The 25,003-nt window shown below is 69.4% G+C and carries 22 protein-coding genes and 1 tRNA gene; 16 read left to right on the top strand and 7 right to left on the bottom strand.

Going from position 1 to position 25,003, the window contains the following annotated elements; all coding sequences use genetic code 11:
• Positions 1 to 87 precede the first annotated feature (87 nt).
• Complete coding sequence (locus EV375_RS16445) at positions 88 to 765, top strand: SGNH/GDSL hydrolase family protein (protein ID WP_130300092.1); 678 nt, start codon at positions 88 to 90, stop codon at positions 763 to 765.
• 77 nt (positions 766 to 842) lie between these two features.
• Here the strand turns inward: EV375_RS16445 and EV375_RS16450 are convergent, their stop codons facing one another.
• Positions 843 to 1,643 carry a BTAD domain-containing putative transcriptional regulator gene (locus EV375_RS16450; RefSeq protein WP_130300093.1) on the bottom strand — a complete coding sequence of 267 codons (801 nt, stop codon included), beginning with the start codon at positions 1,641 to 1,643 and terminating at the stop codon, positions 843 to 845.
• 355 nt (positions 1,644 to 1,998) lie between these two features.
• On the opposite strand from EV375_RS16450, the gene EV375_RS16455 reads away from it, so the two are divergent.
• Entirely contained in the window at positions 1,999 to 2,685 is a 687-nt protein-coding gene (locus EV375_RS16455) for a TetR/AcrR family transcriptional regulator (RefSeq protein WP_486588515.1), read from the top strand.
• Between the two features lie 190 nt (positions 2,686 to 2,875).
• On the opposite strand, the gene EV375_RS16460 is transcribed toward EV375_RS16455, so the two are convergent.
• Positions 2,876 to 4,333, bottom strand: coding sequence for an MFS transporter (locus EV375_RS16460; protein WP_486588516.1), 1,458 nt, complete (start codon positions 4,331 to 4,333; stop codon positions 2,876 to 2,878).
• Between the two features lie 161 nt (positions 4,334 to 4,494).
• The gene (locus EV375_RS16465) at positions 4,495 to 6,030 is read right to left on the bottom strand and encodes a flavin-containing monooxygenase (protein WP_130300094.1); all 1,536 of its coding nucleotides are present in this window, start codon (positions 6,028 to 6,030) and stop codon (positions 4,495 to 4,497) included.
• A gap of 208 nt (positions 6,031 to 6,238) precedes the next feature.
• On the opposite strand from EV375_RS16465, the gene EV375_RS16470 reads away from it, so the two are divergent.
• Genes EV375_RS16470 through EV375_RS16480 form a run of 3 tightly spaced genes read left to right on the top strand, consistent with a single transcriptional unit; the run spans position 6,239 to position 9,614 of the window.
• A complete protein-coding gene (locus EV375_RS16470; protein ID WP_486588517.1) occupies positions 6,239 to 7,801 on the top strand; it encodes a flavin-containing monooxygenase in 1,563 nt (520 codons plus the stop codon).
• A complete protein-coding gene (locus tag EV375_RS16475; RefSeq protein ID WP_130300095.1) occupies positions 7,798 to 8,661 on the top strand; it encodes an SDR family oxidoreductase in 864 nt (287 codons plus the stop codon). The genes EV375_RS16470 and EV375_RS16475 overlap by 4 nt, the downstream gene beginning before the upstream one ends.
• A gap of 8 nt (positions 8,662 to 8,669) precedes the next feature.
• Positions 8,670 to 9,614 (top strand): alpha/beta hydrolase fold domain-containing protein, encoded by a 945-nt coding sequence (locus tag EV375_RS16480; RefSeq protein ID WP_207228139.1) that lies wholly within the window; start codon positions 8,670 to 8,672, stop codon positions 9,612 to 9,614.
• Between the two features lie 29 nt (positions 9,615 to 9,643).
• On the opposite strand, the gene EV375_RS16485 is transcribed toward EV375_RS16480, so the two are convergent.
• From EV375_RS16485 to EV375_RS16495, 4 genes are all read right to left on the bottom strand, one after another.
• On the bottom strand, positions 9,644 to 10,726 hold the full coding sequence (locus tag EV375_RS16485) for a condensation domain-containing protein (protein WP_130300097.1): 1,083 nt from the start codon (positions 10,724 to 10,726) through the stop codon (positions 9,644 to 9,646).
• Between the two features lie 201 nt (positions 10,727 to 10,927).
• A complete protein-coding gene (locus EV375_RS16490) occupies positions 10,928 to 11,425 on the bottom strand; it encodes an SRPBCC family protein (RefSeq protein ID WP_165434746.1) in 498 nt (165 codons plus the stop codon).
• A 149-nt stretch (positions 11,426 to 11,574) separates the two neighbouring features.
• A tRNA-Phe gene (locus tag EV375_RS29150) sits at positions 11,575 to 11,661 on the bottom strand.
• 11 nt (positions 11,662 to 11,672) lie between these two features.
• Positions 11,673 to 12,677 (bottom strand): DUF2156 domain-containing protein, encoded by a 1,005-nt coding sequence (locus EV375_RS16495; RefSeq protein WP_130300099.1) that lies wholly within the window; start codon positions 12,675 to 12,677, stop codon positions 11,673 to 11,675.
• A gap of 194 nt (positions 12,678 to 12,871) precedes the next feature.
• On the opposite strand from EV375_RS16495, the gene EV375_RS16500 reads away from it, so the two are divergent.
• Genes EV375_RS16500 through EV375_RS16550 form a run of 11 tightly spaced genes read left to right on the top strand, consistent with a single transcriptional unit; the run spans position 12,872 to position 24,980 of the window.
• Complete coding sequence (locus EV375_RS16500) at positions 12,872 to 14,506, top strand: aldehyde dehydrogenase family protein (RefSeq protein WP_486588518.1); 1,635 nt, start codon at positions 12,872 to 12,874, stop codon at positions 14,504 to 14,506.
• Complete coding sequence (locus tag EV375_RS16505) at positions 14,490 to 15,626, top strand: acyl-CoA dehydrogenase family protein (protein ID WP_130300100.1); 1,137 nt, start codon at positions 14,490 to 14,492, stop codon at positions 15,624 to 15,626. The genes EV375_RS16500 and EV375_RS16505 overlap by 17 nt, the downstream gene beginning before the upstream one ends.
• An 8-nt stretch (positions 15,627 to 15,634) precedes the next feature.
• Positions 15,635 to 16,912 carry an aminotransferase class III-fold pyridoxal phosphate-dependent enzyme gene (locus EV375_RS16510; protein ID WP_130300101.1) on the top strand — a complete coding sequence of 426 codons (1,278 nt, stop codon included), beginning with the start codon at positions 15,635 to 15,637 and terminating at the stop codon, positions 16,910 to 16,912.
• A complete protein-coding gene (locus EV375_RS16515; protein WP_130300102.1) occupies positions 16,905 to 17,423 on the top strand; it encodes an SRPBCC family protein in 519 nt (172 codons plus the stop codon). Before EV375_RS16510 ends, EV375_RS16515 begins: the two co-directional genes overlap by 8 nt.
• Before the next feature lie 12 nt (positions 17,424 to 17,435).
• Positions 17,436 to 17,912: a hypothetical protein gene (locus EV375_RS16520; RefSeq protein WP_130300103.1), complete on the top strand. Its 477-nt coding sequence runs from the start codon at positions 17,436 to 17,438 to the stop codon at positions 17,910 to 17,912.
• An 11-nt stretch (positions 17,913 to 17,923) separates the two neighbouring features.
• The gene (locus EV375_RS16525; protein WP_130300104.1) at positions 17,924 to 19,117 is read left to right on the top strand and encodes a flavin-containing monooxygenase; all 1,194 of its coding nucleotides are present in this window, start codon (positions 17,924 to 17,926) and stop codon (positions 19,115 to 19,117) included.
• Positions 19,117 to 20,439 (top strand): NAD(P)/FAD-dependent oxidoreductase, encoded by a 1,323-nt coding sequence (locus EV375_RS16530; protein WP_130300105.1) that lies wholly within the window; start codon positions 19,117 to 19,119, stop codon positions 20,437 to 20,439. Before EV375_RS16525 ends, EV375_RS16530 begins: the two co-directional genes overlap by 1 nt.
• Positions 20,436 to 21,839: a cytochrome P450 gene (locus EV375_RS16535; protein WP_130300106.1), complete on the top strand. Its 1,404-nt coding sequence runs from the start codon at positions 20,436 to 20,438 to the stop codon at positions 21,837 to 21,839. The genes EV375_RS16530 and EV375_RS16535 overlap by 4 nt, the downstream gene beginning before the upstream one ends.
• Positions 21,840 to 21,865: 26 nt before the next feature.
• Complete coding sequence (locus EV375_RS16540) at positions 21,866 to 22,819, top strand: diacylglycerol kinase family protein (protein ID WP_130300107.1); 954 nt, start codon at positions 21,866 to 21,868, stop codon at positions 22,817 to 22,819.
• Positions 22,816 to 23,406 (top strand): flavin reductase family protein, encoded by a 591-nt coding sequence (locus EV375_RS16545; protein WP_130300108.1) that lies wholly within the window; start codon positions 22,816 to 22,818, stop codon positions 23,404 to 23,406. The genes EV375_RS16540 and EV375_RS16545 overlap by 4 nt, the downstream gene beginning before the upstream one ends.
• A complete protein-coding gene (locus tag EV375_RS16550; protein ID WP_130300109.1) occupies positions 23,394 to 24,980 on the top strand; it encodes an MmgE/PrpD family protein in 1,587 nt (528 codons plus the stop codon). The genes EV375_RS16545 and EV375_RS16550 overlap by 13 nt, the downstream gene beginning before the upstream one ends.
• Positions 24,981 to 25,003 lie beyond the last annotated feature (23 nt).

The following is a 25,003-nucleotide window of genomic DNA, read 5'->3' on the forward strand; positions in this document are numbered from 1 at the left end:
CGGCCCTGCCGGGCAGTCGGCTCACAGACTTCGGCGGCAACCAGGCGCGCGCTTGCCAGTACATACGGCCGTACGTATTATTTCTTCATGCATGTAACTCAGCGCACAGAAGAGTCCGACCCGTTCTGCCTGCAGGCCCTGGATGCGGCTGCGCTCCTTTATGACGCACCCTGGCGCAGGCTTGGCGTGATCGGCGACAGCCTCTCGGCCGGCACGGGCGACGCCAGCCCCGGATACGCCGACTCGGGCTGGCCCGACAGACTCGCCAAGATCCTGCGCCAGGTGCAGCCGGACCTGGCGTACCTGAACACGGCCGAAATCGGCGCCACCACGGAACAGACACTCAACCAGCAGGTGGACCGGATGCTCGAGTTCGGCCCGGACCTGCTGCATCTGCCGTGCGGCGCGAACGATCTTGTACGGCGACAGCCGGACTTCGCCGAGATCGAGCGGAATCTGCGCCGCCTGTACGAGCTGGCGTCCAAGACCGGAGCACAACTGACCACCTTCACCCTTGGCCGCGCCTACGTCGTACCGGCATTCCCGGACTGGACACAGCGGGTATCGACAGTCAACGACATCACCCGCGCGCTGGCCGCCGAATACCAAGCCATCGTCATCGACATGTGGGACCACCCCGTCAACGACCGGGACGACTTGCTGAGCGAGGACCGCATCCACTTCTCCACCTCCGGGCAAGCGGTCATGGCAACCGAAGTGGTCAAGGGCCTGGCGCAAAAGCTCACCCGCTGGGAAGGCGCCTGAGGTCGGGGCCCCCGCGCCGTCATCGACGAGGACCTGCCGCCCGCTCTCGCGGCAGCAGCCGGGTGACGCGTGGGTGCCTACGACAGAACGCCGCTCATGACTCGTTCACGCCGGACGACGCTCGGCGCGGGAATGAACCGGACAGCAGGGTCGGACGCGGCGCGGAGTTCGGTCCCGGGAGTCACTCCGAGTTCGCTGTGCAGCACCCGCTCGGCCTCGTTGTAGGCCTCGACGGTCTCCGCGTGCCGGCCCATACGACGGAGCGCCGTGATATGGCGTGCGCGCAGCGATTCATTCAGTGGATCCTCGGAAATGAATCTTCTTGCGTTGAGAACCACTTCTTGATTGCAGTCGAGCGCGAGCCACGCATCGATCAGCGTTTCCCGAGCAACTGAACGCCAGTGATGGAGTTCATCCGCGGTGGTGGCCACCAACGGCCCCTCGACGGCGTCCAGCAGGGCATCGCCGCGCCACAGTGACAACGCGTCCCTCAGAATCGACGCCACAACCGACGGTGAACCGGGAGCGAGCGCCAGAGCGTTCTCCACCAAGTCGACGAATCGGTGCGCGTCGACTGAATTCCGGTCGATGTTGAGCCGGTATCCGGAATTGACCGTCTCCAGCATGTCAGCACTCCCGCCATTGTGGTCCAGCCAGCGACGGAGCCTGGCCACATGCGCGTGCACCGCGTTGACCGCGTCACTCGTGGTCCGCATCAGGTCCAGCTCTTCGATCAGTTCGTCGCGGCGGACCTCGCTGTTCGCGCGGATCGCGAGAACGGCGAGAATACTGCGTAACTTCGATCCGCTTAAACCCACTTCCACGTTTTTCAGCTCTACTCGCAGGGGCCCGAGGATGCCTATGCCGGACCTGGTCACTGTGGACCTCCTATGGGTCTGAAGAATTGGGAACCGCCTGGACCTGCCAGAAGCTCAAGATTCGACCGAAAAGCTTCATCAGTGAACAAGGTTGATCCTAGCCAGTTGCAGACCATCCTCGCAGCCCGCACATTCGAGTAGGGATTCATGCAGGGTTGCGGAAAAGGTGCATACGAGGCATGGAAGCCACCGAGACGTCGCCGCCCCAGAAGTGGAATTCGCCCGCCGCCGGCGATCTTCGGGTTTTCGACGCACGGCAGCGCCCGCACACCCTCAAGCGGAATCTTTCCGTCAAGCTCGGACGTCAACGGCAGGCATGGGTACATCAACGGGCGATTGAGGTACGATCGTCCGTATGGGTAGTACCACGGAACCGACAGCCGCCCGGGCCGCCGATGACTCCGGATCGCCCATGCTTCCGCTGCCGGACAGGACGAAGCCGGGCGTCACGGACAAGCGCCTGCTGCGCGGTGCCCGCACTCGCGAAACCGTGTTGAAGCGAGCCATCGACATCGCCTCGCTGGAGGGCCTCGACAACGTCACTTTCGGTCGGCTCGCGACGGACACCGGCCTCAGCAAGGCAGGCATCCAGACGCTCTTCAAGAGCAAGGAAGCCCTCCAGCTCGCGGCCGTCGAACTGGCCCGCGAGATGTTCATCGACGCGGTGATCCGCCCCGCGGCATCCGCCCCCGAAGGCGTGGCGCGACTGCGCGCACTGCTCGACCACTGGGCGGTATACGCCACCACACCGCTGTTCACGGGCGGCTGCTTCCGGGTGGCCAACCTGGCCGACTTCGACAGCCGGACCGGCCCGGTGCGCGACGCCCTCCTCCGCGACCAGCGTGAGTGGCGCCGGACTCTTGGGGCCGAGATCCGCAACGCCGTGGCCGCGGGCGAGATCGCAGAAGTCGACGTCGATCTGACCGTCTTCCAGCTCGACGCCCTGCTGTGTGCCGCCAATATCGGTGTGCAGGCCGGGGAATCCGACGCAGTGAGCAAGGTCCGCCGCATCGTCGACGGGCTCCTCGCACCACCGCGCTGAAGTCACCCCCGTATCGCCGTCCGAGCCCAGAGCCATGGTGGCTTCCTGCCGGACGCATCCGCCGGCACGCACACGAACGCCGACGCGGCGGGCCTTTCATGGCCCGCCGCGTCGGCGCTGCGCAACTGTGTGTGGCGCCCGCGTCGGAGGACGCGTCTCCGCAGCCTCTCCGGATGCCGGTTTCGCGGCGTCAGTTGCCGGTTTTCGGCTGCTTCGGCAACAGGAAGACGACTACGGAGGCCAGGGCCGCGATCACGAACGTCGTCAGTGACGACATCGCGAAGGCGTGTCCCGCCGCCTCGACGCGCCCTCCGTCAGCCGGATCGAACGAGCTGAAGAACACCGCACCGATCACCGCGACGCCGAGCGCGCCACCGACCTGCTGTGCGGTGGACAGCGCTCCGGACGCCATGCCCACCGTGTCGGGGCGGATCCGGCCGAGCACGACGTTCAGCGACGGCGTGATGAGGAGGCCACCGCCGACGCTCTGCAGCATCAGGGTGGGGATCACCAGCAGCGGCGTCAGCCTCGGCCCGGAGAGCAGGACGATCGCAGTCGTCAGGTAGCCCAGCGCCAGCACCACGGAGCCGACTTCCAGGACGCGGCGGCCGTACTTCGGGACGAGCCGGCTCGCGATCATGCTGAAGACGAAGAAGGTCACCGCGGCAGGTGTGTACACCAGCCCCGCGCCGAGCGCCGACATGCCCAGCCCGTCCTGCATCGCGATGGACAGTGCCAGGTAGTACGACGCGAGCAGCGCGTAGAGGGCGACGACCAGCACGATGCCCAACGAGAAGGACCGCTGCGAGAACAGCGCCAGCTTCATCAGCGGGTCACCGCCGCGCCGGTCGATGCTCCGCTCGATTGCGACGAAGACGGCGAAGGCCACGGCACTGGCAGCGAAGCAGGCCCACGTCCACCATGGCCAGCCCTCCTCGCGTCCCTGGATGAGGGGGAAGGTGAGCAGCAGCAGCGCGGCACTCAAGACGAACACACCGGGGAAGTCCAGCTTGCGAGCACCCTCCGCACGCGACTCGGGCACATGCTTCAGGGCGAACAGCAGCGTGGCGACGCCGATCGGCACGTTGACCCAGAACACCGAGCGCCAGTCGCTGCCGAAGAGGTCGGCACCGATCAGCAGACCGCCGACCAACTGCCCGCTGATCGTGGCCATTCCGATCACCACGCCCAGAACGCCCATGACCCGGTGCCTGCCCTTCGCGGGGACCACCAGGGTGATGACCGCGAAGACCTGTGGCACCATCAGGGCCGCCCCGAGGCCCTGCACGATCCGGGCCACGATGAGCGTGCCGGGGTCCTGGGCCATGGCGCAGGCGAGCGACGCCAGCGTGAACAGCCCGGTTCCGAGCGTGAAGATCCGCCTGCGGCCGTACAGGTCGGCGAGCCGGCCACCAGTGATCATCAACACCGCGTAGCTCAGCTGGTAGCCCGCCAACACCCACTGCAACTGGCCGACGGAGGCCCCCAGATCGGCCTGAATCGCCGGGCCCGCCACGACCACGATGAACGAGTCGAGGATGGCCATGAACATGCCGACCATGACGATGGAAACGGGCGCCCACGGCACAGCGGAGCGGGTGGCAGGCTCCGCCGCGGCTTCGCGAAGCTCTTCTCTGGCATGCGTCACGGAAACATCCCCTCTTGTCCAAGCTCTGCACCGGACGCGCCAGCCGGGACGTCCGCAGGCGATTCCGCCCGTCTCGAGGGTCCGGACCGTTCAGAACGGACGACTCGCGCATCGCCAGAAACTATACGCACGACCGTATGTTGAGTGCAATCGCGGCCTGCTCACTGGCCGTCCGCGGGCTCCGGAACCACCTGCAGCCGGCGCCTCCCGGCGGAGCCGCTCAGCGCGAACGCGTCCGGGTCCGGACGCCGGGTGGCACGCCAGTAGGACGTCCCGGTTCCGGGCCAGGACTGCCGGTTCTTGCCCGTGTGGTCCAGGAACCAGCTGTGGCAGCCACCGGAGTTCCAGACGGATCGGCCCAACTTGGCGTGCAGCCAGTTGTTGAATCTCCGCTGGACTTCCGCACGCACCTCGAGCCTGGACGCACGCCGCGTGCGCATCATGCGCAAGCACTCGACGATGTAGTGCAGTTGTGACTCGATGACGAACAGGATGGACTGGGCGCCACCGCCCGAATTCGGGCCCATCAGCATGAACATGTTGGGGAAGCCCGCGACGGTTGTGCCGAGGTAGGCGGTCATGCCGTCGCGCCAGGCCTCCTGGATCGTGACACCGGCCCGGCCGACGATGTGCTCGGTGGCGCAGCGGTTCTCCGTGGCGAACCCGGTCGCCTGGATCACCACGTCCGCCTCGTGGCTCTCGCCGTCCGCCGTCGTCAGCCCCGACTCGGTGAACTCGGCGATGGGCGAGGTGATGAGATCGACGTCGGAGCGCTGGAGCGCCGGGTAGTAGTCGTTCGTGAGCAGGATGCGCTTGCAGCCGATCTTGTAGTCCGGCGTCAGCTTCTCCCGCAGCACGGGGTCGGCCACCTGCTTGGCGAGAGTGCGCCGGGAGGCCAGCTCGAAGACCTTGACGAACCTCGGGTGAAGGAACGCCAGCACAGGCAGCTCGTGCGTCCAGTAGGCCACAAGCCGGTAGAGCTGCTGGGTGAACGGAAGGGCCTTGAACAGCTTGCGCTCGAGGTCCTTCAGGGGCCGGTCCGCCTTGGGCAACACCCAGTGCGCATTGCGCTGGTAGACGTCGACGTGGGCGGCTGTGCCGGCGATCTCCGGTATGAACTGCACCGCACTGGCACCCGTGCCGATGACCGCGACCCGCTTGCCCCGCAGGTCCACGGAGTGGTCCCACTGCGCCGAGTGGAACATCCGCCCCTTGAACCGGTCCATGCCCGGAAGATCCGGGAAGTTGGGCTTGTGCAGCGCCCCGTGGGCCAGCACGACCACACGCGGCCGGTACTCCTGCCCCGCCCGGGTCCGCACCGTCCACCTGTCGGCGCTCTCGTCGAACTCGTATGCCGTCGCCTCGGTATTGAACCTGATGTGTGATTCGACCCCGCGGTCCTTCACAACGCGTTTGATGTAGTCGAGGATCTCGGGCTGCCCGGCGTACATCCGGCTCCAGTCACGGTTGGGCGCGAAGGAGTAGGAGTACATGACGCTCGCGACGTCGCAGGCGCAACCCGGGTAGGTGTTCTCCCGCCACGTTCCGCCCACCGAGTCGGCCTTCTCCAGGACCACGAAGTCGGAGTGCCCCTCGTCGAGCAGTTTCATCGCCATGCCGAGGCCGGCGAGCCCGGTCCCCACAATCAGCACGTCCGGCGTCTCGACTGCATCTGCTTTCGCCGGTGTGGATTCCATCGGGCGTCTCCTTACCTGCTCGGTTACGTGAGAGCGGATTGCGCAGGACACGACACGTGTCGAGGCCCTTCTCGGGCTCATCCTGCGCGGACGCCCTGAAACCGCTCTGTTCCGCAGTCCGGGTCAGTTCAGAAGCACGTCAGAACTGTTCTGTCACGATCCGGGAGCCCAGCGTCCGGGACAGGTTGTGACGGGAGATCTGATCCCCTTGAGTACTGCGCACCAGCGGAAGAAGAAACGGAACAAGACGGCACAGACACCGGAAGGAGCTGCCGAGGGCACCGAAGCCGCGGCCCGGAAGGACCGGCACAAGCACATCCTCGTCATCGGCGGGGGCATCGCCGGGCTCGCTGCCGCGATCCGGTTCCGCCGGGAGGGATGGCACGACTTCCTGGTACTGGAACGGGGCGACGACGTCGGCGGAACGTGGCGGGACAACACCTACCCCGGCGCGGCCTGCGATGTTCCGTCCCACCTCTACTCCTTCTCCTTCGCCCTGAACCCGGGCTGGAGCCGCTCGTTCTCCTCGCAGCGGGAGATCCAGGCCTATCTGACCCGGACGGCACAGCGCTACCGCGTACGGGACAAGCACGTGTTCGGGTGTGAGGTGCTCCGTGCCCGCTGGATCGAGGAGCAGGCCGTCTGGGAGGTCGAAACCTCCCGCGGCACCTTCACCTCCGACATCCTGGTCGGCGCGTTCGGCGCCCTGTGCGAGCCGTCACGACCCGCGCTGCCGGGCATCGACGATTTCGCCGGTGATCTCTTCCACTCCGCCCGGTGGGACCATACGGCCGACCTGACGGGCAAGCGGGTGGCCGTCGTGGGGACCGGAGCCTCCGCCATCCAGATCGTGCCCGCCATCGCACCGCGCGTGGCCGGGCTTCAGGTCTACCAGCGCACCGCCCCCTGGGTGATGCCGCGCCTGGACCGCCGCTACTCCACCCTCGAACGCCTCGCATGCCGGTATGTGCCGTTCTACCAGCGGCTCGTGCGCTCCGGCATCTACTGGGCGCACGAGGCCCAGGCCGTCGCGCTGGCAAAGCGGCCCGCGCTGATGAAGCCCGTGGGAGTGCTCGCGCGTGCGTGGTTGCGTCGCCAGGTGCCCGACCCGCTGCTGCGCCGGCGGCTCACCCCCGACTACGAAGTCGGATGCAAGCGGATCCTGCTCTCGAACACGTACCACCGAACCTTCCGGCAGCGCCACGTCGAACTGGTGGTCTCGGGCATATCCGAGGTCCGGGAGAAGTCGATCGTCACGGCCGACGGCGTCGAGCGCGATGTCGACGCCATCGTGATGGCCACCGGCTTCCAGGTCACCGACTCCCCGACCTACCGGCGGCTGTTCGGGAAGGACGGCCGGAGCCTGGGGGAGGTCTTCGACGAGGTGGGCCGCCAGAGCTACAAGGGCACGGCCATCGCGAACTTCCCCAACATGTTCATGCTGGTCGGACCGAACACGGGCCTGGGCCACAACTCCATGATCTTCATGATCGAGTCTCAGGTGAACTACCTGGCCGACGCGATCACGACCATGAAACGCCTGCGCCTGCGCTCGGTCGAGGTCCGAGAGCCGGCGCAGCGGAGCTTCTCCGAGGACCTCCAGCGGAAGCTGTCCCGGACGATCTGGAACATCGGGGGCTGTGCGAGCTGGTACATGGACAAGCACGGCGCCAACACCACGATCTGGCCCGGCTTCTCCTACCGGTTCCGCCAGATCACCCGGAGGTTCGACCTCGACGCCTATCACGTCTCGACCCGAGGACCGGAATGACCAGGCAATCTGAAACCAGCAGCTTCACCGGTCGCGTCGCCGTCGTCACCGGCGCGGGATCGGGCATCGGCCGGGCGCTCGCCCTGCGCCTGGCCGAGCTCGGCGCCGATCTCGCTCTCGCGGACGTGAACGTGGACGGCCTCGAAGCGACCGCCGTACGGTGCGAGGCCGCGGGGGCACGGGTGCGCGCCGACGCGCTCGACGTGACCCAGCGGGAGGCCGTACTCGGATACGCCGAGGAGGTCAGGGGCCAGTTCGGCACCGTCAACCAGCTCTACAACAACGCGGGCATCGCGCACTACGGAGAGGCTCTCCGGGAGTCCTTCAAGGACATCGAGCGCGTGCTGGACGTCAACTTCTGGGGCACGGTGAACATGACCCTGGCCTTCCTGCCCCACGTGATCGCGTCCGGGGACGGGCACATCGTCAATGTCTCCAGCCTCTTCGGGCTCGTCACCTATCCAGGGCAGAGCGCCTACAACGCCTCGAAGTTCGCGGCGCGCGGGTTCACCGAATGCCTGCGCCAGGAGATGCTGCTGGCCAAGCACCCGGTGCGCGTGACCTGTGTGCACCCCGGAGGCATCAGGACTGCCATCGCCCGCAACGGGACGGCTGCCGAAGGCCTGGACCCGGACGGTATCGCGCGGGCCTTCGACCGGCGGCTGGCGCTGCACAGCCCGGAGATGGCCGCGGCCACCATCACCGACGGCGTCCACAGGCGCCGGGCGCGCGTCCTGATCGGGGCGGAGGCCAAGGCGCTCGACCTGTTGTCCCGTGTCGCCCCCGTGGGGTCCCAGCGCGTCGGCGCCTGGATGTCCCGGCTTCTGCGGATAGCCCCACGCCCCGGGTCGGCGTCATGAGGGCCCCGATGCTTCCACTGCCGATCGCCCGGGCACTGCTTCACCCCTATTACCGGCTCACGCTCCACCACCGCATGCCGTGGCGCGCACAGCGCGCCCTGATGAACGGCGCTGCCCGGGTGCAGCCGCTGCCGTCCGGAACCACACGCACCGCGGTACGGCTGGGCGGCCGCACGGCCGAGCTCATCCGAGCCGACCGGGCGGCCGGCTCGGCACCGGCAGGGGCCGTGCTCTACCTGCACGGGGGCGGATACACGGTGGGCTCGCCCGCCACCCACCGCTCGCTGGCCGCGTGCCTCGCGCGCGAAACCGGCCGCGCGGTCTACCTGTTGGACTACCGCCTCGCCCCCGAGCATCCGCTGCCGGCGGCGCTGGAGGACACGCTCAGCGCGTACGCCGCGCTGACGTACGCCGAGGGGCACCCGGCCGCATCGATAGCCCTGGCCGGGGACTCGTCGGGCGGCGCCCTCGCGCTCGCCGCGGCGCAGCATCTGCTCGCCGGTGAACAGTCACAGCCCGCCGCCCTCGTCCTGGTGTCGCCCTGGGTGAACCCCGCCGAGGTGGCCGAACGAAGCCGCGACATGGTCGTGAACCGCCGCTGGGGGCTGGCCTGCGCCGCCGCGTACCTCGGCGACGGCGACCCCGCCGACCCCCGCTACGTACCGCACACAGGTCCACTCGCCGGCCTGCCGCCCACCTACCTGCACGCCAACACGCGTGAGCTGGTGTACGGCCAGTGCCTCGACCTGGCGGTCTCGCTGCGGCGCGCCGGCGTCCCACTGGTTTACGCGGAGAGCCGAACTCTGTGGCACGCGGCGCAGACTCAAGCGGGATTCGTACGGGAGGCGGCGGCCTCGGTGCGGGACATCGCGGACTTTCTCCGTGCCAACTGGTCAGGGACGCCGCTCCGCGCAGCGGATTCGCCACCGTCCGGAACCGCTGCGCCTTCCTGACAATTCGGCTCGCACCACTCGCAGTTCGCTCATGTCGGGAACATGCCGCCGAGTTCAGCCGGACCCGCACCCGCCTCGGTGGAGAGGCCCAGGTGCGTCGCCCACGCGGCAGCCAGTTGAGCCGCGATGCCGGACGCGGAGACGGCGCGCAGACGCCGCTGCGAAGCGGTGCTGAGTGATGCGGTGCCGGCAGGTTCGCGCTCCGCGGGTGCGGGCAGGTCCAGCCGGATTTCGCCCGTCGGTGTCCGCCGGCCGGATGCCGGAGCGTCCAGCCAACGGGGGGTCCGCGAACCGTCGACGATCTCCAGCTGGAGTCTTCCGTACAACCCCGTGGGCAGTGCGGCACCGTCCGTACTGTCCACGATCCGGGCGCCGACGGTCCTGGCCCGGCTCGGGCACCCCGGCCGGTTCCGCAACGCCCGGAACAGCCCGTCGAGTGCCTCCGGCGAGCGCAGCACACCGGCGGGCGGCGCGAGTGGGATCGAGCCGACCGCCACGGACGGATCGGCTGCGGCAACGCTCAGCAGCTCGCCGTAGTAGGAGGCGAGCAGCCGCACTTCCGTCGCGGTCGACGGTCCCTCTTCGTACCGCAGTTCGAGCCGGGCCGAGGCCAGGTCGACGGAAAGGTCCCATTCGGCCGCCGGCGGCGAGGGCGGGCGAGAACCCGCTGCCGGAGCTCCGTCGGCCGCGCGGAGGCACAGGCGCGGCACCGCGCGGGAGCCGGCGCGGGCGCACGCCGGCCGCCTGGGGCCCCCGCCGTCTGCCGCGCCGGGCACGACCGCGTGTGCGTTCGCCGGCCGAGCGGCTTCCCGTGCGACCAGCCCGGCGAAGGTCTCGCCCGCGCGGTAGTCGGTGCGCAGAACGGTCGGTCCGAACTCCTCCCGCCCGCCGCGCGGTAACTCCTCGCCCGCGTCGCGCGCGCCCCGGGCGCCACGACGCTCCTCTCGTGGGCATCCGTCGCCGGCCAGCAGCAGGCTGCCGTCGCCCCGGCCCGACCAGCGGGCCAGCAGAACCCCGGCGGCCGCGCGCAGGACGACGAACCGTGTGGTCCGGCAGCGCCGTGCCAGGTCCGCGATCCGCACCGGCACATCCGGGTCCAGCGCATGACGCACGACGCCTTGGAGGGCAGCGGGGTGATCCGGCTGCCGGGACGGGAGAGGCCGTCGGTCCGGGCGAGAGTCGGCGAGTTCCATCACGTGTGCTCCCTTCATGCGCGGCGGAACGCGCCCGCCGGGCGACCAGGCGTGAGCGGAGCCCGGGGCGCCGCTTTTCTCGCTCGGGCCGCGGCGCCACCCGGCGGACGGCGCCGCGCTTCAGGCGCCGGGGCGATCGGAGTCCCGGTGGGCGGACGAGGCGGCGGGCCCGGCCGCGTAGTAGGCGGCGACGCGGCGCGAGATGTTGTCGGCCGTGCTGCGGGCGGCGCTGCTCACAAACGGTTCCAGCGTCTTCTCCAGCGCCTTGCTCGCGATACCGGCGGGCAAATGGAATTCGACGGAGAAGGTCACCGTGCTGCGATTCTCGTCGACCGCGGCGAACTCGAAACGAGTGACCGAACGCACCCCGGAGACCGACCGGTAGACCACACGGACGTTCCGCTCCCATTCCACCGCTTTGATGGTCGACTTCAAAGTGGTGGGACCGACCTTGCTGACGGCCTCGAACACTGCTCCGAGCCCTTGATCCGGCGTTCCCACCGGCTGGTAACTCGTCATGCCGTGCCAGTAGTCGGGAACGTTGCGGTAGTCGTCGAGATAGCTGAAGGCGATGTCGACCGGAGCGTTGCAGGAAGCGACGGCACTGACTTGGGTCATCAAATGATCCGTTCTGCTCGATTCAACCGGGCGCGGAATTCCGGTCCGGCGGACGTGGAAAGCGGTTCCCCGGAGCCGCATTCGAGCGGCCGAGGCGGACTGTCGGAGCCGGTATGGCAGGGCTGCTCGCACCTGCGGCAGACATGTTGCGGAAGGGGCAGGATTCGAACCTGCGTGGGCGTAAACACCCGACCGGGTTTCCCCGGACCTCGTTGGGCCGCTTCGAGTACCCTTCCTCGATCGCGCGCTACAAAATGTTCGTCACCCGCGCGACGCTCCACAAGGAGCGTGGTGACACCCCGCCGTCGAAGGCGAAGTATTCCGGGAGAACGGCCGTCGGGCACCACTTCAACTTGTATTCCAGTTGGCTCTTGGCAGGATAGAGACGGTCGCCGTGTTCAGCGATCCACCGGACCATCCGCGTCGTGGCCCGGCTCTCGGTTGGCAGCCGGTTGCCGTCGTCGAGGCCGGTGAACGGCGTGAAGCCGAAGTGCAGCCAGGGTGCGCCCTGCTCCCGCATCCGTTCCATGGCATGAAAGTTGATCGCTTCCATCACGCCGGGAGGGCAGTCCGGAAGACGGCGACTGAGGTCGTGCAGCCACCCCGGGGACGAGCCGAAGACAGGAGCATATGAGACATAGCCGACGGCGGCTCCCTCTATCCTGCCGACGAAAAGCTTGCGCAGCGGCTGCCACTCCCCGCCGATCTCGCCGATCAGAAACGTCAGTTCCTTCGTGTGCTTTCCTTTCTGGCGAAGCCACTGCGCATCGATGTGCGCGACCTCGTCGGTCACCTTGCCGGCCTCTACTTCGGCGATCTCCAGACCGGCCCGGAGGGCGCGGGAAATCTTGTTCCGCAACCGCACGAACCGTTTTCCGCGCAAACTGAAGTCGGTGAGGCTCACGGCGTAGGACGCGCCGACCTGATTGACGGTGAGGCCCAGCTCGGCGAACAACTCGGCATCCTGGCGCTGGAGTTGTACGCCCACGACCCTGCGCCGGCTGCGATGTGCCTGCTCCAGGAACATCGACTGGAGCTTCTTTCTCTCCGAGGCACCGGTGAACGGCCCTCCGAACTGTATCCACCGCCGGCCCTGGGGCCGGTAGCACACGAATCCGTCGATTCCTGTGCTGGTGAAGTACTCGTTCCCCCGGTTGAGGGCCAGAAAGGCGCTGGGATTGTCCGCGTACGACTCGAGTGCACTGAGCTCCGAGACGTGACCTTCCGGGTGGAGCGAATCGGGCACCTGCATCGTGTGTCCCCATGTCGGCAGTTCGGAAATTCGTTGGCACGACGTTAGCGACCCCTTCTGACGTCCCGCCTACGTAACCCGGCAACGGACGTCAGAGGGATTTCAGAGCGACCGCCAATACTCCTTGACGCATCACAGACGTGGGCGGCTCACCATCACCGGGCTGTCATCGGAATCAAGATTGCGGGGACGCTGTGCCAGCCAACGCCGAAGTCCATCGAATACCCTCACTGAGCAGTTACGTACGCGGAAAGGACGTGCAGAGCGGCGACTGGGTCTACGTGCTCTCCGCGCGCGCCGTTCTGGACGATTCGTTCGCCAGCCTCAGTCTCAAACGCAAGCTGGAGTCGGGCCGGCTCTCCCCCGCCGAGGCTCCCGACGGCGTGATCGCCGGCCGCGTTGCCGTCGCGGAGAAGGAGACGGTCGAGGACTCACTCGATGCGGCGGCCGACGCGGCAGCGATCTGGCGGACCATGCCGCTCTCGACGCGCTTCGACGGCTGGATGGACTTGCTGCGGGGCGTCATCGACGAGCACCAGGACGAACTGGTCCGGCTGCTGACCCTTGAGGGCCACCCGCTGGAGCTGGCCAAGTGGGAATTGTCCGGGATGCGCGAGCTGGTGAGGAAGGAGACCACGGACTACCTGCGCGGCCAGCTGTGGCAGGAGTTCTCACTGGACGGCCGCCGCAACATCGTCCGTCGGCAGGCCGACGGCGTCGTGTGCATCACCCCGCCGGCGAACGCCCCTTTGGTCAGCGCCCTGTTGGGCACCATGTGCCTCCCCGGCGGCAACGCGGCAGTGGTCCGGGCGCCTCGTACCGCACCGTTCGGCGTCACCTACGCCCTGCGCCACCTGATCGCGCCGATCCTCGACGAACTCGGCGCCCCGCCGGGCGTGCTCAACATCGTGTGCGGCCACCCCGGCCCGATGCTGGACACCTGGATCAACAGCCCGCAGGTGGACGACATCTTGTACTTCGGGGACGTGCCCAGCGGCCTGAAGCTGGAGCGCCGCTGCGTCGAGGCGGGCAAGAAGCCGATCCTGGAGCTGGCCGGCAACGACGTCGTCATCGTCTGGAAGGACGCCGACCTCGACCGCGCGTCCGATGCCCTCACTGAGAGCTTCTACGGCTCCGGGCAGCTGTGCATGATCCCGAACCAGGTGCTCGCGCACCCCGAGATAGCCGACGACCTGATCGACCGCGTCGCCGAGAAGGCGCGGGCGCTGCGTACCGGCTACCCGGACGAGGAGGGCGTGCTGCTGTCGCCCGTGCTGCGGCACGACAAGTTCAACCAGTTCCTGGCCGACGCCGTCGAAGCCGGCGCGACGGTCGTCACCGGCGGGCACGGGGTGCTGATCGACGGCTCCCGGGACAGCTCCGGGTTCTTCCTGGAGCCCACGGTCCTGCGCGTGGACGGCCTGCACGGTGCCCGGGAGCTGGACGTCGTGAAGCACGAGACGTTCTTCCCGCTGCTGCCGGTCGTCGTCCCCGAACGGGACGACGACGACTCCCTGTTCGAGGCCTTCATCGACTTCGTCAACTCCAACATGTACGGGCTGCGCAACTCGCTGTGGGCGCAGGACGAAGAGACGATCGACCGTTTCGTCTCGGGAACCGTCAAGGGCGGGCTCCTCAAGGTGAACGACTCGCACATCGCGTTCGCCGCCCCGCTGCCCTCCCACGGCGGAACCGGCCTGACCGGCGGAGTCTTCGGCGAAGCCAACTACCCCGTGCTGCGGACCACTCATCTGCAGGGGGTCTCCATCGTCGCGAACGGTTCCTCGCGGCCCGCGCGGAAGGAAGAGAGCGATGCGCACACTCGATGAGGCACGCGCCGTCTGCGAGACCTACCTGCCCGGTCTCCTGGGCAAGCTGTCCGAAGTCCCGCTCACCGAGCTGGAGAAGCCCGGCAACAACGCTCTGGAACTGTTCCGGGCGGCGGGCGGCCCGGCGCTGGTCATCCCGAAGAGCTACTCGGGATCGGGCGCGAGCGCGCGGGAGGCGATCCAGGTCACCCGGGCCATCGGGGCCGCGGCACCGTCCCTCGCCGTGGCGTCGACGATGCACCACTTCTCCGTCGCGACCATCTTCACCCTGGCCGAGAGCCTGCAGTCCAGCGGCTTGGAGTGGGCACTTCTCGAGGGCATCGCGACCCAGAACCTGCTGGTGTCCTCGGGGTTCGCCGAGGGGAATCCCGGCCAGGGCATCCTGTCGCCCACGGTCGGGGGCGTGCGTAAGGACGGCGGCGTCGTCGTCAACGGGTCCAAGCGCCCGTGCAGCATGTCCCGCTCGATGGACCTGCTGTCGGCCAGTCTCACCGTTCCCCGCGACGGCGGTGGCACCGAGTCGTTGCTGATGCTCCTGCCGGCGGGGACTCCCGGAGTGTCCGTGCATCCGTTCTGGAACAGCAACGTGCTGGGCGGGGCCGAGAGCGACGAGGTGCGGCTGACCGACGTGTTCGTCGAGGACGCCCTGCTGGTCTCCACCGAGACCGGCGAGCAGGGCGAGCTCGACGAGTTGCAGACCGTCGGGTTCATGTGGTTCGAGATGCTGATCACCTCCTGCTATCTGGGCATGGCCAGCGCACTGGTGGAGCGGGCCTACGCGTCCAGGAAGCTCAGCCCCGTACTGGCCGCCGACCTCGGGGTGCGCATCGAGACGGCGGCGCAGCTGCTGGAGGGCATCGCCGACCGGCTCGCAGCGAGGGAAGGCGACAACACCGCTCTCACGAAGGCCATGATCGCCCGGTACGGGGCACAGGACGCGATCGTCGACGCCGCGCGGCGCGCGCTCGAGGCACTCGGCGGCATGGCGTTCATCAAGTCTCCCGACGTGGGCTACCTCGTCGCGGCCTGCCAGTGCGTCAACTTCCATCCCCCCTCCCGGTCGAGCACCAGCGCGGCACTGGCGGCGAACTTCACCGGCGACGTCTTCACATTCGAGTGAGGTCCGGCATGCAGGAAAGAGCACTGACAGAGGACGAGCGCGTCTCGCATGCCTATCGGCGGTTCATGAGCACGGGACGGGCAAGGCTCGCCGACGTACTGGGCGGGCAGATCGAGGTCGAGTCGTCCGGAGCGTGGCTGACCACCAGCCGGGGGGAGACGTACCTCAACGTCGGCGGGTACGGCGTCCTGATCATGGGTGCCCGGCATCCCGTGGTGATGCGCGAGGTGGAGCGGCAGCTCCACCTCCATCCGATCGGTACCCGGATCTTCCTCGACCCGGCGGCCGCGCGCGCGGCCGAACTCCTGATCTCGGTGGTGCCGCCCGGACTTGAACGGGTGCACTTCTCGGGGTCGGGGGCGGAGGCCGTCGAGGCCGCGATCAAGATCGCTCGGCTGAACGGCCGCCGTCACTTGGTGTCGATGACCGGCGGCTACCACGGCAAGACACTCGGCGCGCTCTCGGTGACGGCGAGGGAGACCTTCCAGGCGCCGTTCCGCCCGCTGCTGCCGGACGTCACCCACGTGCCGTTCGGCGACGTGGCCGCGCTGACCCGAACCCTGCGGCAGCATCCGGGAGAGGCGTGCGTGATCGTGGAACCGGTGCAGGGCGAGGGCGGCGTGGTGATCCCGCCGGACGGTTACCTGCGCGCGGTACGCGCGGCCTGCACGGAACACGGAGCGCTGCTCGTGGCCGACGAGGTCCAGACGGGCCTCGGCCGGCTCGGTGCCTGGTGGGGCTGCGAGGCCGAGGGCGTTCTGCCGGACATCCTGCTGTCCGGCAAAGCGCTCGGCGGCGCGCTGCTGCCGGTCGCCGCGACCATCGCGACCAGCGACGTCTTCGCGGTACTGGACCGGGACCCGGTCCTGCACACGTCGACCTTCTCGGCGGCACCGATCACCATGGCCGCCGTGCAGGGCGCGATCCTGGCCATCCAGGAGGACGACCTGGTTGCGCGGGCCGCCGCGCTCGGGGCGCGGCTCACGCCGGGGCTGGAGGGCATTCTCGCCTCGCATCTGTCGCACCACCCTCACGAGGTGCGCGGAGCCGGGCTGCTCATCGGCGTCGAGTTCGCAGACCCGGCCATGGCGGTCGACCTGTTCATGGCGCTGGTGGCCGAGGGCGTCATCGCGAATCTCTCACTCAACTCGGACCACGTCATGCGGTTGACGCCACCGGCCACGATGGCCGACTCCGAGGTGGATTTCCTTTTCGACCGGTTCGAGCGGGCGACCCGGCGGGTCGCCGAGCGGAACCCCGAGCACGAGGTGCTGGCAGATGCGTAGTCTCAAACTGAAGTTGCAGTCCTTTGCCGCCGACGCGGATTCCGCGTACGAGCGGGTCGCCAAGTTCGAGATGTACCCGGAGTTCGTGGACGAGGTCCGCTCGGTGCTCGTGCACCGGGCGGGCGAGGGCGAGCCGGTCATCAGCGAGTGGGACATCTTCTTCCGCAACGGGCCGCTGCGCTGGTCCGAGGTGGACTACTTCCAGCCTGACCGGAGGCGCATCGTCTTCGAGCAGACAAGCGGCGACTTCCACGTCTTCCGCGGGTCCTGGCAGGTCACACCCATCGAGGGCGGCTGCGAGGTGACGTTCGAGGCGACCTTCGACTTCGGGATACCGAGCCTGGCCGGCGTCCTCGAACCGATCGCCACGAAGGTCCTGAAGGAGGCGATCGCCACCATCGTCCACCGGCTCCTCGGCGAGGCGCGTGTCCTCGACGACCCGGCGACCGCGACGGCGATGACGGCCCGGCTCGGCGCTCCGAGCGCGCCGGGTGCCGCGCTGACGGCGTGACAGGGGGCGACGATGGATCATCTCAACCGTTTCGAGAGCAGAGCGACGTTCCAGCTCCTGCGGCTGGAGTACGGCGTCGCGCTGGCTGCCTGCTCCGCGCTGTTCCTCTGGAACCTCTCCGAGATCAACTGGTGGATCGCGGCGTTCCTTTTCGTCTACATCGACGTGATCGGCTACCTGCCCGGTGCGGTCGCGTTCCGCCGGGCGGGGGGCGGCCGGATCTCCAAGGCCTACTACGTGCTCTACAACACGATGCACAGCTTCGTCACGCACGCCGTCGTGCTCGGCGTCTGGGCCGCTGTCGCGGGCTTCGAGTGGGCCTTCCTCGCCGTACCGATCCATCTGTGCGGTGACCGCGCGCTGTTCGGGAACTTCCTCAAGTCCTTCCGGGTCCGGTTCGAGCCGGTGGCCGTCCCCGCGTTCGTGGAGTTCGAGGAGCGCGTCGTCGCACAGAGCACCGCCACACGTCCCATGGCCGAGCGCGTCTGAGGTGGAGAGACATGTCCGACAGCAGTGAGCGCCCGCTCATCATCGGCGCGGGCCCCGGTGGCCTCGCCGCGGCCTGGACCCTGAAGGAGGCCGGCCTCGACCCACTACTCCTCGACCGGGAGAAGATCGCCTGCTCCAGCTGGCACACGTACTACCCGTCGCTGCGCATGAACTCGTGGCGCCGGCTCAGTTCGCTGCCGGGCATGCGGCTCTCCTCCGAGTACGGCCCGTGGCCGATGCGCAACGACTTCCTCGCCTACATGAAGAAGTACATCGAGACCCTCGACCCCGACGTGCGCTTCGAGACGGAGGTGCACCGCGTGGACCGGGAGTCGGGACGCTGGGTGGTGCGCACTTCCTCCGGGGACCTGCGGGCCCGCAGCGTCGTCGTCGCCACGGGCCTGCACCGAAAGCCGTTCGTACCCGACTGGCCCGGACTCGACGGGTACACGGGCGAGTTCCTGCACGCCCGCTCCTACACGGTGCCCCAGCCGTTCGCCGGCAAGGACGTTCTGGTGGTCGGCTGCGGTCCCACGGGCATCGACATAGCGGTGGCCCTGGTGAACGCCGGGGCCTCCCGGGTGCGGATGTCGATACGCAACATGCCGGTGCTGTTCAAGCTCAGCCCCACCACCTCGCTGCTGTGCCAGGCCATCAAGCACGGGCCCCTGCCGCACTGGCTGGTCAACCGTGCGAGCCTGCTGATGCACAAGATGCAGTGGGGGGACCTGTCTTCGTACGGCCTGGCCGCACCGACCGAGGGCACCATGGCCGGCACCGCGCGCATCGGGCACTCCTACGGCGCCATCGACCGCGGTCTGATCCCCGCGGTCCGCGAGGGGACCATCGAGGTCGTCCGCGGCGTCACCGGGTTCGACGGGAAAGCCGTGCTCCTCGAAGGCGGGGACAGCATCACGCCGGAGGTCGTCATCGCCTCCACCGGCCAGCGCCCCGACATGGAGGGCCTGGTGGGACACCTGAACGTGCTGTCGCAGCCGGGCGGACGGCCGGTCGTCCACGGCGCGAAGACCGCCCCGCACGCGCCCGGCCTGTACTTCCAGGGCTACCGGCTGCCACCCGGCCAGCTGCCCGACATGGCGGTCGACGCGCGCGCCATCGCCCGCGCCATCACCGGCACGCGACGCTTTCCGCGGGCCGCTGCCGTGCGGCGCCGTCCGCTCACCGGCGCGCTGCGGAGCCGCTGATGAGCGGCTACGGAACCCCCTGGGCGAGCGGGGCCGCCCCCACTCGGCCCCGGCTGCACGACAGGCTGCGCTGCGACGTCGCCGTCGTCGGAGCCGGACTGACGGGCCTCGCGGCCGCCGTGGAACTCCTCGGGCTCGAACCGGACCTCGACATCGTCCTGGTGGAGGCCGACCACGTGGGAGCCGGCGCCAGCGGCCGGGGCACGGGACTGCTCGGACCGCGGATCGGGCCATCGTTGACGGCCACCCGCCGCCGCTACGGGGACGAGGTGGCACGGGCCTCCTACGAATGGTCGGCCACCGCGGTGCAGCACGTGCTGGAGCTGATCCGGTGTCACGGGATCTCCTGCGATCTCGTGCCCGGCACTCAGCTCGTCGTCGCCGCCGACGAGGCGGCAGCCGAGCAGCAGTGGCGCGAGGCCGAGGCCGCCCGGGTCCTCGGCCTGCCGGTGGAGTTCGTCGAGCAGGACGCGCTGCCCGGCGTCGCCGGCCGGTACCGCAGCGGACTGCGCCACGGGCCCGCGGCCACCCTCGACCCGGCGGCGCTCACCGAGGAACTGGCCCGTGTCGCGGAGCAGCGCGGATTGCGGATCTTCGAGCGCAGTGCGGTTCGCCGCCTGCGGCGGGGCCTGCTGACCACCGTCGTCACCGACGACGGCGAGGTGGCGGCCGACGACGTGGTCTTGGCGGTCAACGCGTTCGGCCCCGCGCTGCGGGCTCCGGCCGATGTGGTCGGGCTGCGCGTGCAGGCCGGAGTGACACAGAAGCTGCCGCCCGATGCCGTCGAGGCGTTGGCGGGGCTGCACACGGAACCCCTGATCGAACAGGGGGAGTTGTCGCCGTACTTCCGGCTCACCCCGGACGGGCGGGTCGTGGTCGGCGGCGGCGCGGTTCGGCGCGGCCCCTTCGGTTCCCGCGCGCCGGCGCCGGGGCGGCTCGCCACCGCCGTGCGGGCACTGTCGCCGGCCCTGGCCGAGGTGGACCTGGATTCCACCTGGGCGGGGCCGGTCGCGATGACGCGTGACGGCTTTCCCGTCCTCGGCCATCACCCGGACGAACCGCGGCTGCACATCGCCGGAGGCTGCAACGGCCACGGCCTGGCGGTCTCGGCGCTGCACGGCGCGCAGCTGGCGCGGTGGATCGTGCGCGGTGACCGGAACGACCTGCCGGCCGCGCTGCCTTGGGTGCGTCCGAAGGCGCCGTGGGTGCCGCGCGGGCGCGTGGCGGACTGGGCGCTCGACCGCTACCTGGCACATCTGACGGCAGCCGCCGAGCCGCTTGCACCGGGCGTCGGCCAGGACGGGAGGGGCATCCCCGCATGACGGACGAAGGGACCACCGTGGGCAGGAGTGGAAGGGACACCGCGAGCGCCAACGAGCGGCTGATGACATCGGCGTCGATCAGCAACGTATCGATTGCGGACGCGATGGACGGGATGCCTCCGGGCCCCTCCGAGCCCGTGCTGTGGCAGACGATCCGCTTCCGGCGCGGCCGACAGCACTATCTGCCCGAAATGCACGACCGTTACGGCGACATGGTCACCCTGCGGGTCGTACCGGGCGGGCCGTTCGTCATCCTGCGCAATCCCGAGCACATCAAGGAAGTCTTCCGGGGCGCGCCGGAGGTCTTCCACGCGGGCGAGGGGAACTCCTTGCTCGTGCCGATCGTCGGGCGGCACTCGCTGCTGACCCTCGACGCACCGGAGCACAAGCCGGCACGCAAGCGCATGATGCCGCCGTTCCATCACGAGGCGATCGCGGCGCTCGTCTCGACGATGCGGGAGATGGCCGAACAGGAAGCGCGGAGCTGGCCGTTGGGCCGGCCGGTCAGGCTTCTGGAGCGGACCTACGCGCTCACCCTGGAGATCATGATCCGGGTCGTGTTCGGCGTCGATGACACACGGCGCGCGGCAGCGCTCGGCCGGGCGCTGCGGCAGGTCTCGGACATCGGCCTGTCCGACATCCTCGTCTGGATGCGCCCGGGACTGGGCAAGGTGTGGCCCTGGCGCAACGTGGTGCGCAACCTCGAGCGCGCCGACGAGCTGCTGTACGCGGAGATCGCCCGCCGGCGACGCGACCCGGACCGGGCCCGCCGCACCGACGTGCTGTCCATGCTGCTGGCGGACCAGCCCGACGACGAGGTCGTGCGCGACGAGGTGATGACCCTGCTGGTGGCGGGGCACGAGACCACGGCGGTCGCGCTGGCCTGGCTCTTCGAGCGGCTGGTGCGCCATCCCGCGGTCATGGCACGGGTGCGCGAGAGCCTGGACGAGCCCAAGGACGCCTACCGCACAGCCGTGTTCAAGGAGGCGCTGCGCGTCCGTCCGGTGATCCACAACGTGGCGCGGCGCCTCACCGAGCCCGTCGAGTTGGGGGGCTACCGGCTCCCGGCCGGCGTGGCGGTGCTCCCGTCCGTGGGCGCCGTGCAGTCCGATCCGCTTCTGTGGGGCAGCGACGCGAAGCAGTTCCGCCCGGAGCGGTGGCTGGAGGGAACGCCACCGCAGAACGCGTGGATTCCGTTCGGCGGCGGCGCGCGCCGCTGCATCGGCGCGATGTTCGCGCAGGTGGAGGTGGAGACCGTGCTGGCCGGTGTGCTGCGCGCCGTCGAACTGGAGGCCGTGAGCGCCGCCGACGAAGGCAGCGCCATGAACCACATCACCATGATCCCCAAGCAGGGCGCCCGGGTCCGCGCCGTCCGCAGGCTCCCCGTCCAGCGCTCCTGATCCGGTACAGCCAGAAGAGGTGGAAGATGACGCGTCCTTCGACAATCACCGCGGTGGTCAATCCGGCAGCCGGGGGCGACGGGCACGCCGTGGTGGCGGCCCTGAACGCAGCCGGTGCCGCCGACGTGCACACCGTGACGACCACGGCATCCGGCGAAGCCGCCGACATCGCCTACAAGCTGGCGGCGGATGACGTCCCCCCGGATCTCGTCGTGAGCGTCGGGGGTGACGGCACGGTCCACGAGGTGGTCACCGGGCTGCACCGCGCCGCCGCCTCCGGTGCCGCGGCCGTACCGCCCCTGCTGGTCGCCCCGGGCGGCACGGGCAACTCGGTCTACCGGGGTCTGTGGAACGACGCCCCGTGGCAGAGCACGGCCGAGCGCGTGCTGCGCGGAGAGGCGTTGCCCCGCACCATCGACCTCGCCCTGATCGAGCAGAACGGCCATACCGTCGTGCTCGGCTCCGGGAGCGGCCTGTTCGCCGCGACCCTGCTGGCGGCCAGGGGCCGGCCGGAGAAGGGACGGGACCTGCTGATGGCGGCGGCGTTGGCCGCGATGGCGGAGCACGAGCCGTACCCGGGGAGAGTGACGGTCGACGGGAGGCCGCTGCACAACGGCGGCATAGTCGAGACGATCGTCGGCGGATTCCGCTTCCGCGGCGGGCTGTTGAACCTGGTGCCGGAGTCCGTTCTGGACGACGGTCTGCTGGACGTCACAGTCGTGACCTCGGACGTGGACATGGACGCGTTCGCTCAGGCTGCGGTCGCAGGCCACGTCCACGAGGTGCCCGGCATCCTCTGGGGCCGGGGCGAGCGGATCACCGTCGAGCGTGTCGACGGGGAACCGCTGCTCTTCGAGCACGACGGCGAGGTCATGCCGCGTTCCTCACCGTCCTGCGACGTCAGTGTCGTCCCTGCCGCCCTGCGGGTGCTGACCGCACCCGAGGCGGCACCGTGGTTCCGGGAGGGGACGGCCCGATGACCGGTGTCAGTGCGGCCGGACTACGCGATCCGGAGCTGAACGACGCGTCGTGCCGGACCTATTACCGCAAGCTGGCGGCGGGGGTCGCCGTACTGACGGCGTGCGGCGCCGAAGGATGGTCGGGGACGACCGTCTCCACCCTCACCAGCGTGTCCATGGAGCCGCCCATCCTGCTGTGCTGTGTCTCCCGCGGCTCGCGGACGCTCACAGCGATCCGGCACGCCGGGTGTTTCGCCGTTCACCTGCTGTCCGAAGGCCAGCGTCACCTGGCCGAGCGGTTCAGCCTGCCGCCGAGCAACGGCTCGCGCTTCGAGGACCTGGGGCACGAGGTGCGGCTGGTGCGGGGCGCGCCGGCGATCGCGGGCACCCTGGGCATCGGCTGGTGTGACGTGTCCTCCCTGGCGGAGGTCGGCGACCATACCGTCGTATACGGACAGCTGACCGCCGTGAGAACCGGCATCGGCCGTCCGCTTCTGTGGCACGAGCGCTCCTACCAGGCGTTCCGGGATCCGGCCGAAACCTTCGACAGCGCGGCACACCTCGCACCACGACTGAAAGGCGGGGGTTTTCGGCCATGGAGTCTGTGACCTCGACGGACATCAATTCTGCGGACCCGGGGACCCGAACCGGCTCCGCCGTCCAAGGCCCTCCGCACGACGCCGGAGAACCGGGACTGACCGCCCAACTCGCCGACTGGGCCCACACGGTGACCTACGGCGACATACCCGCGCCCACCCTGGCCGCGGCGCGCAGCCAGCTCATCTCCAATCTCGGGGCAGTGCGTGCCTCACTGGACCACCCCGTCGGGAGGCGCATCGTCGCGGCGTTCGGGGCCCCCGACCAGCCGGACGCCGGGCGCTCCGCGTACGTCCTGGCCGCGCTGGCCACGGCACTCGACTTCGACGAGGTGGCCTACTCGGGACACGTGTCCGCCGGCGCGGTGAACGTCGCCGTAGCCGAGGCCCGGCGCGGAGGTCTCGACGGGGCGGACCTGCTCACGACGATCGTCGTCGCCAACGAATGCGCGGCGCGGATCTCCGCCGCGACCATCCTCAGCCCGTTCTTCCGAGGCCAGACGAACACCCACTGCCACCTCGCCGGCGCCGCCGCGGCCCGTCTGCACGCCAGGGGCGCCTCCCCCGACGAGTGGACGGCGGGGCTGGGCCTGGCGCTCGGCATCCTGCCCTCGCCGCTCCACCACGCCGTCGTCACCAGCGACGTGAAGGCGCTGAGCGCCGCGGCGCCGGTGCGTCTGGCACTCGACGCGTGCGAGGCCGCCGCCCATGGCATGACCGGACCTCCGGCGATCCTGGAACACGACGAGGGGCTGCTGGCACGGCTGTCCGCGGTGCCGCTCCCGGAAGCGGTGACGAGCGGGCTGGGGCGCCGCTGGCACACCGACACCCTGACCTACAAGCGCTTCCCCGGCAGCGCGTACCTGCACGCTGCCTTCGACTGCGCCGAACGCCTGCACCGGCGCCTCGGCGTGCTCGACGCTGCGGCCGTCCGGCGCGTCGTGGTCCACGGTTCGCTGCTGACCTGGCAGATGGAACACAAGGTCAGAGCGGATCTTGCCGGGCCCGCCACCAGCGTCTCGGCGGCGACGCTGTCGGTGGGATACGGCGTGGCGACGCTGCTGTTGACCGGCAGCTTCGGGCCGGGCGACCTCACTCCGGCGGCGATCGGCGACGCGGACCGCTGGGCACTGGCCGACCGGGTGACCGTCGAGCACGACATGGATCTGTCGATACGGATGGTGCAGGCGACGTCCCCGCTGGGCGAGGCCTTGCGGCAGGCGGGCGAACGCGCGCTCGACTGGCCGGAGTTCGTGGCCTGGGGCGGTGACGAGGGACCTGCGATCCTGGCCGGTCTGGGCGAGCCCGAGGAGACGTTCGAGAACGCGTCGATGCGTATCGGTGCCCGGGTCGAGATCGAACTGGCCGACGGCGCCACGGAGTTCGAGGAGTGCGACGCCTTCGTCGGCTCGGCGGGACCCGCGACGCGTCGGAATCATCCCGCTCTCGCGGGTGCGAAGTTCCTCGCTGCCGGCGGTTCCCCGGAGGTGCTGTCCGAGCTGGAGCGCATTGACCGGCTCGACCCGGTCCGCACGGCTCGAGCGACGGGACGAGCGGTGAGCGCTGTGCTTGATCCCCCCGACTGACCACGTATTCCGTCTGCTCGTGC

The organism is Streptomyces sp. CNZ301 (assembly GCF_004217425.1).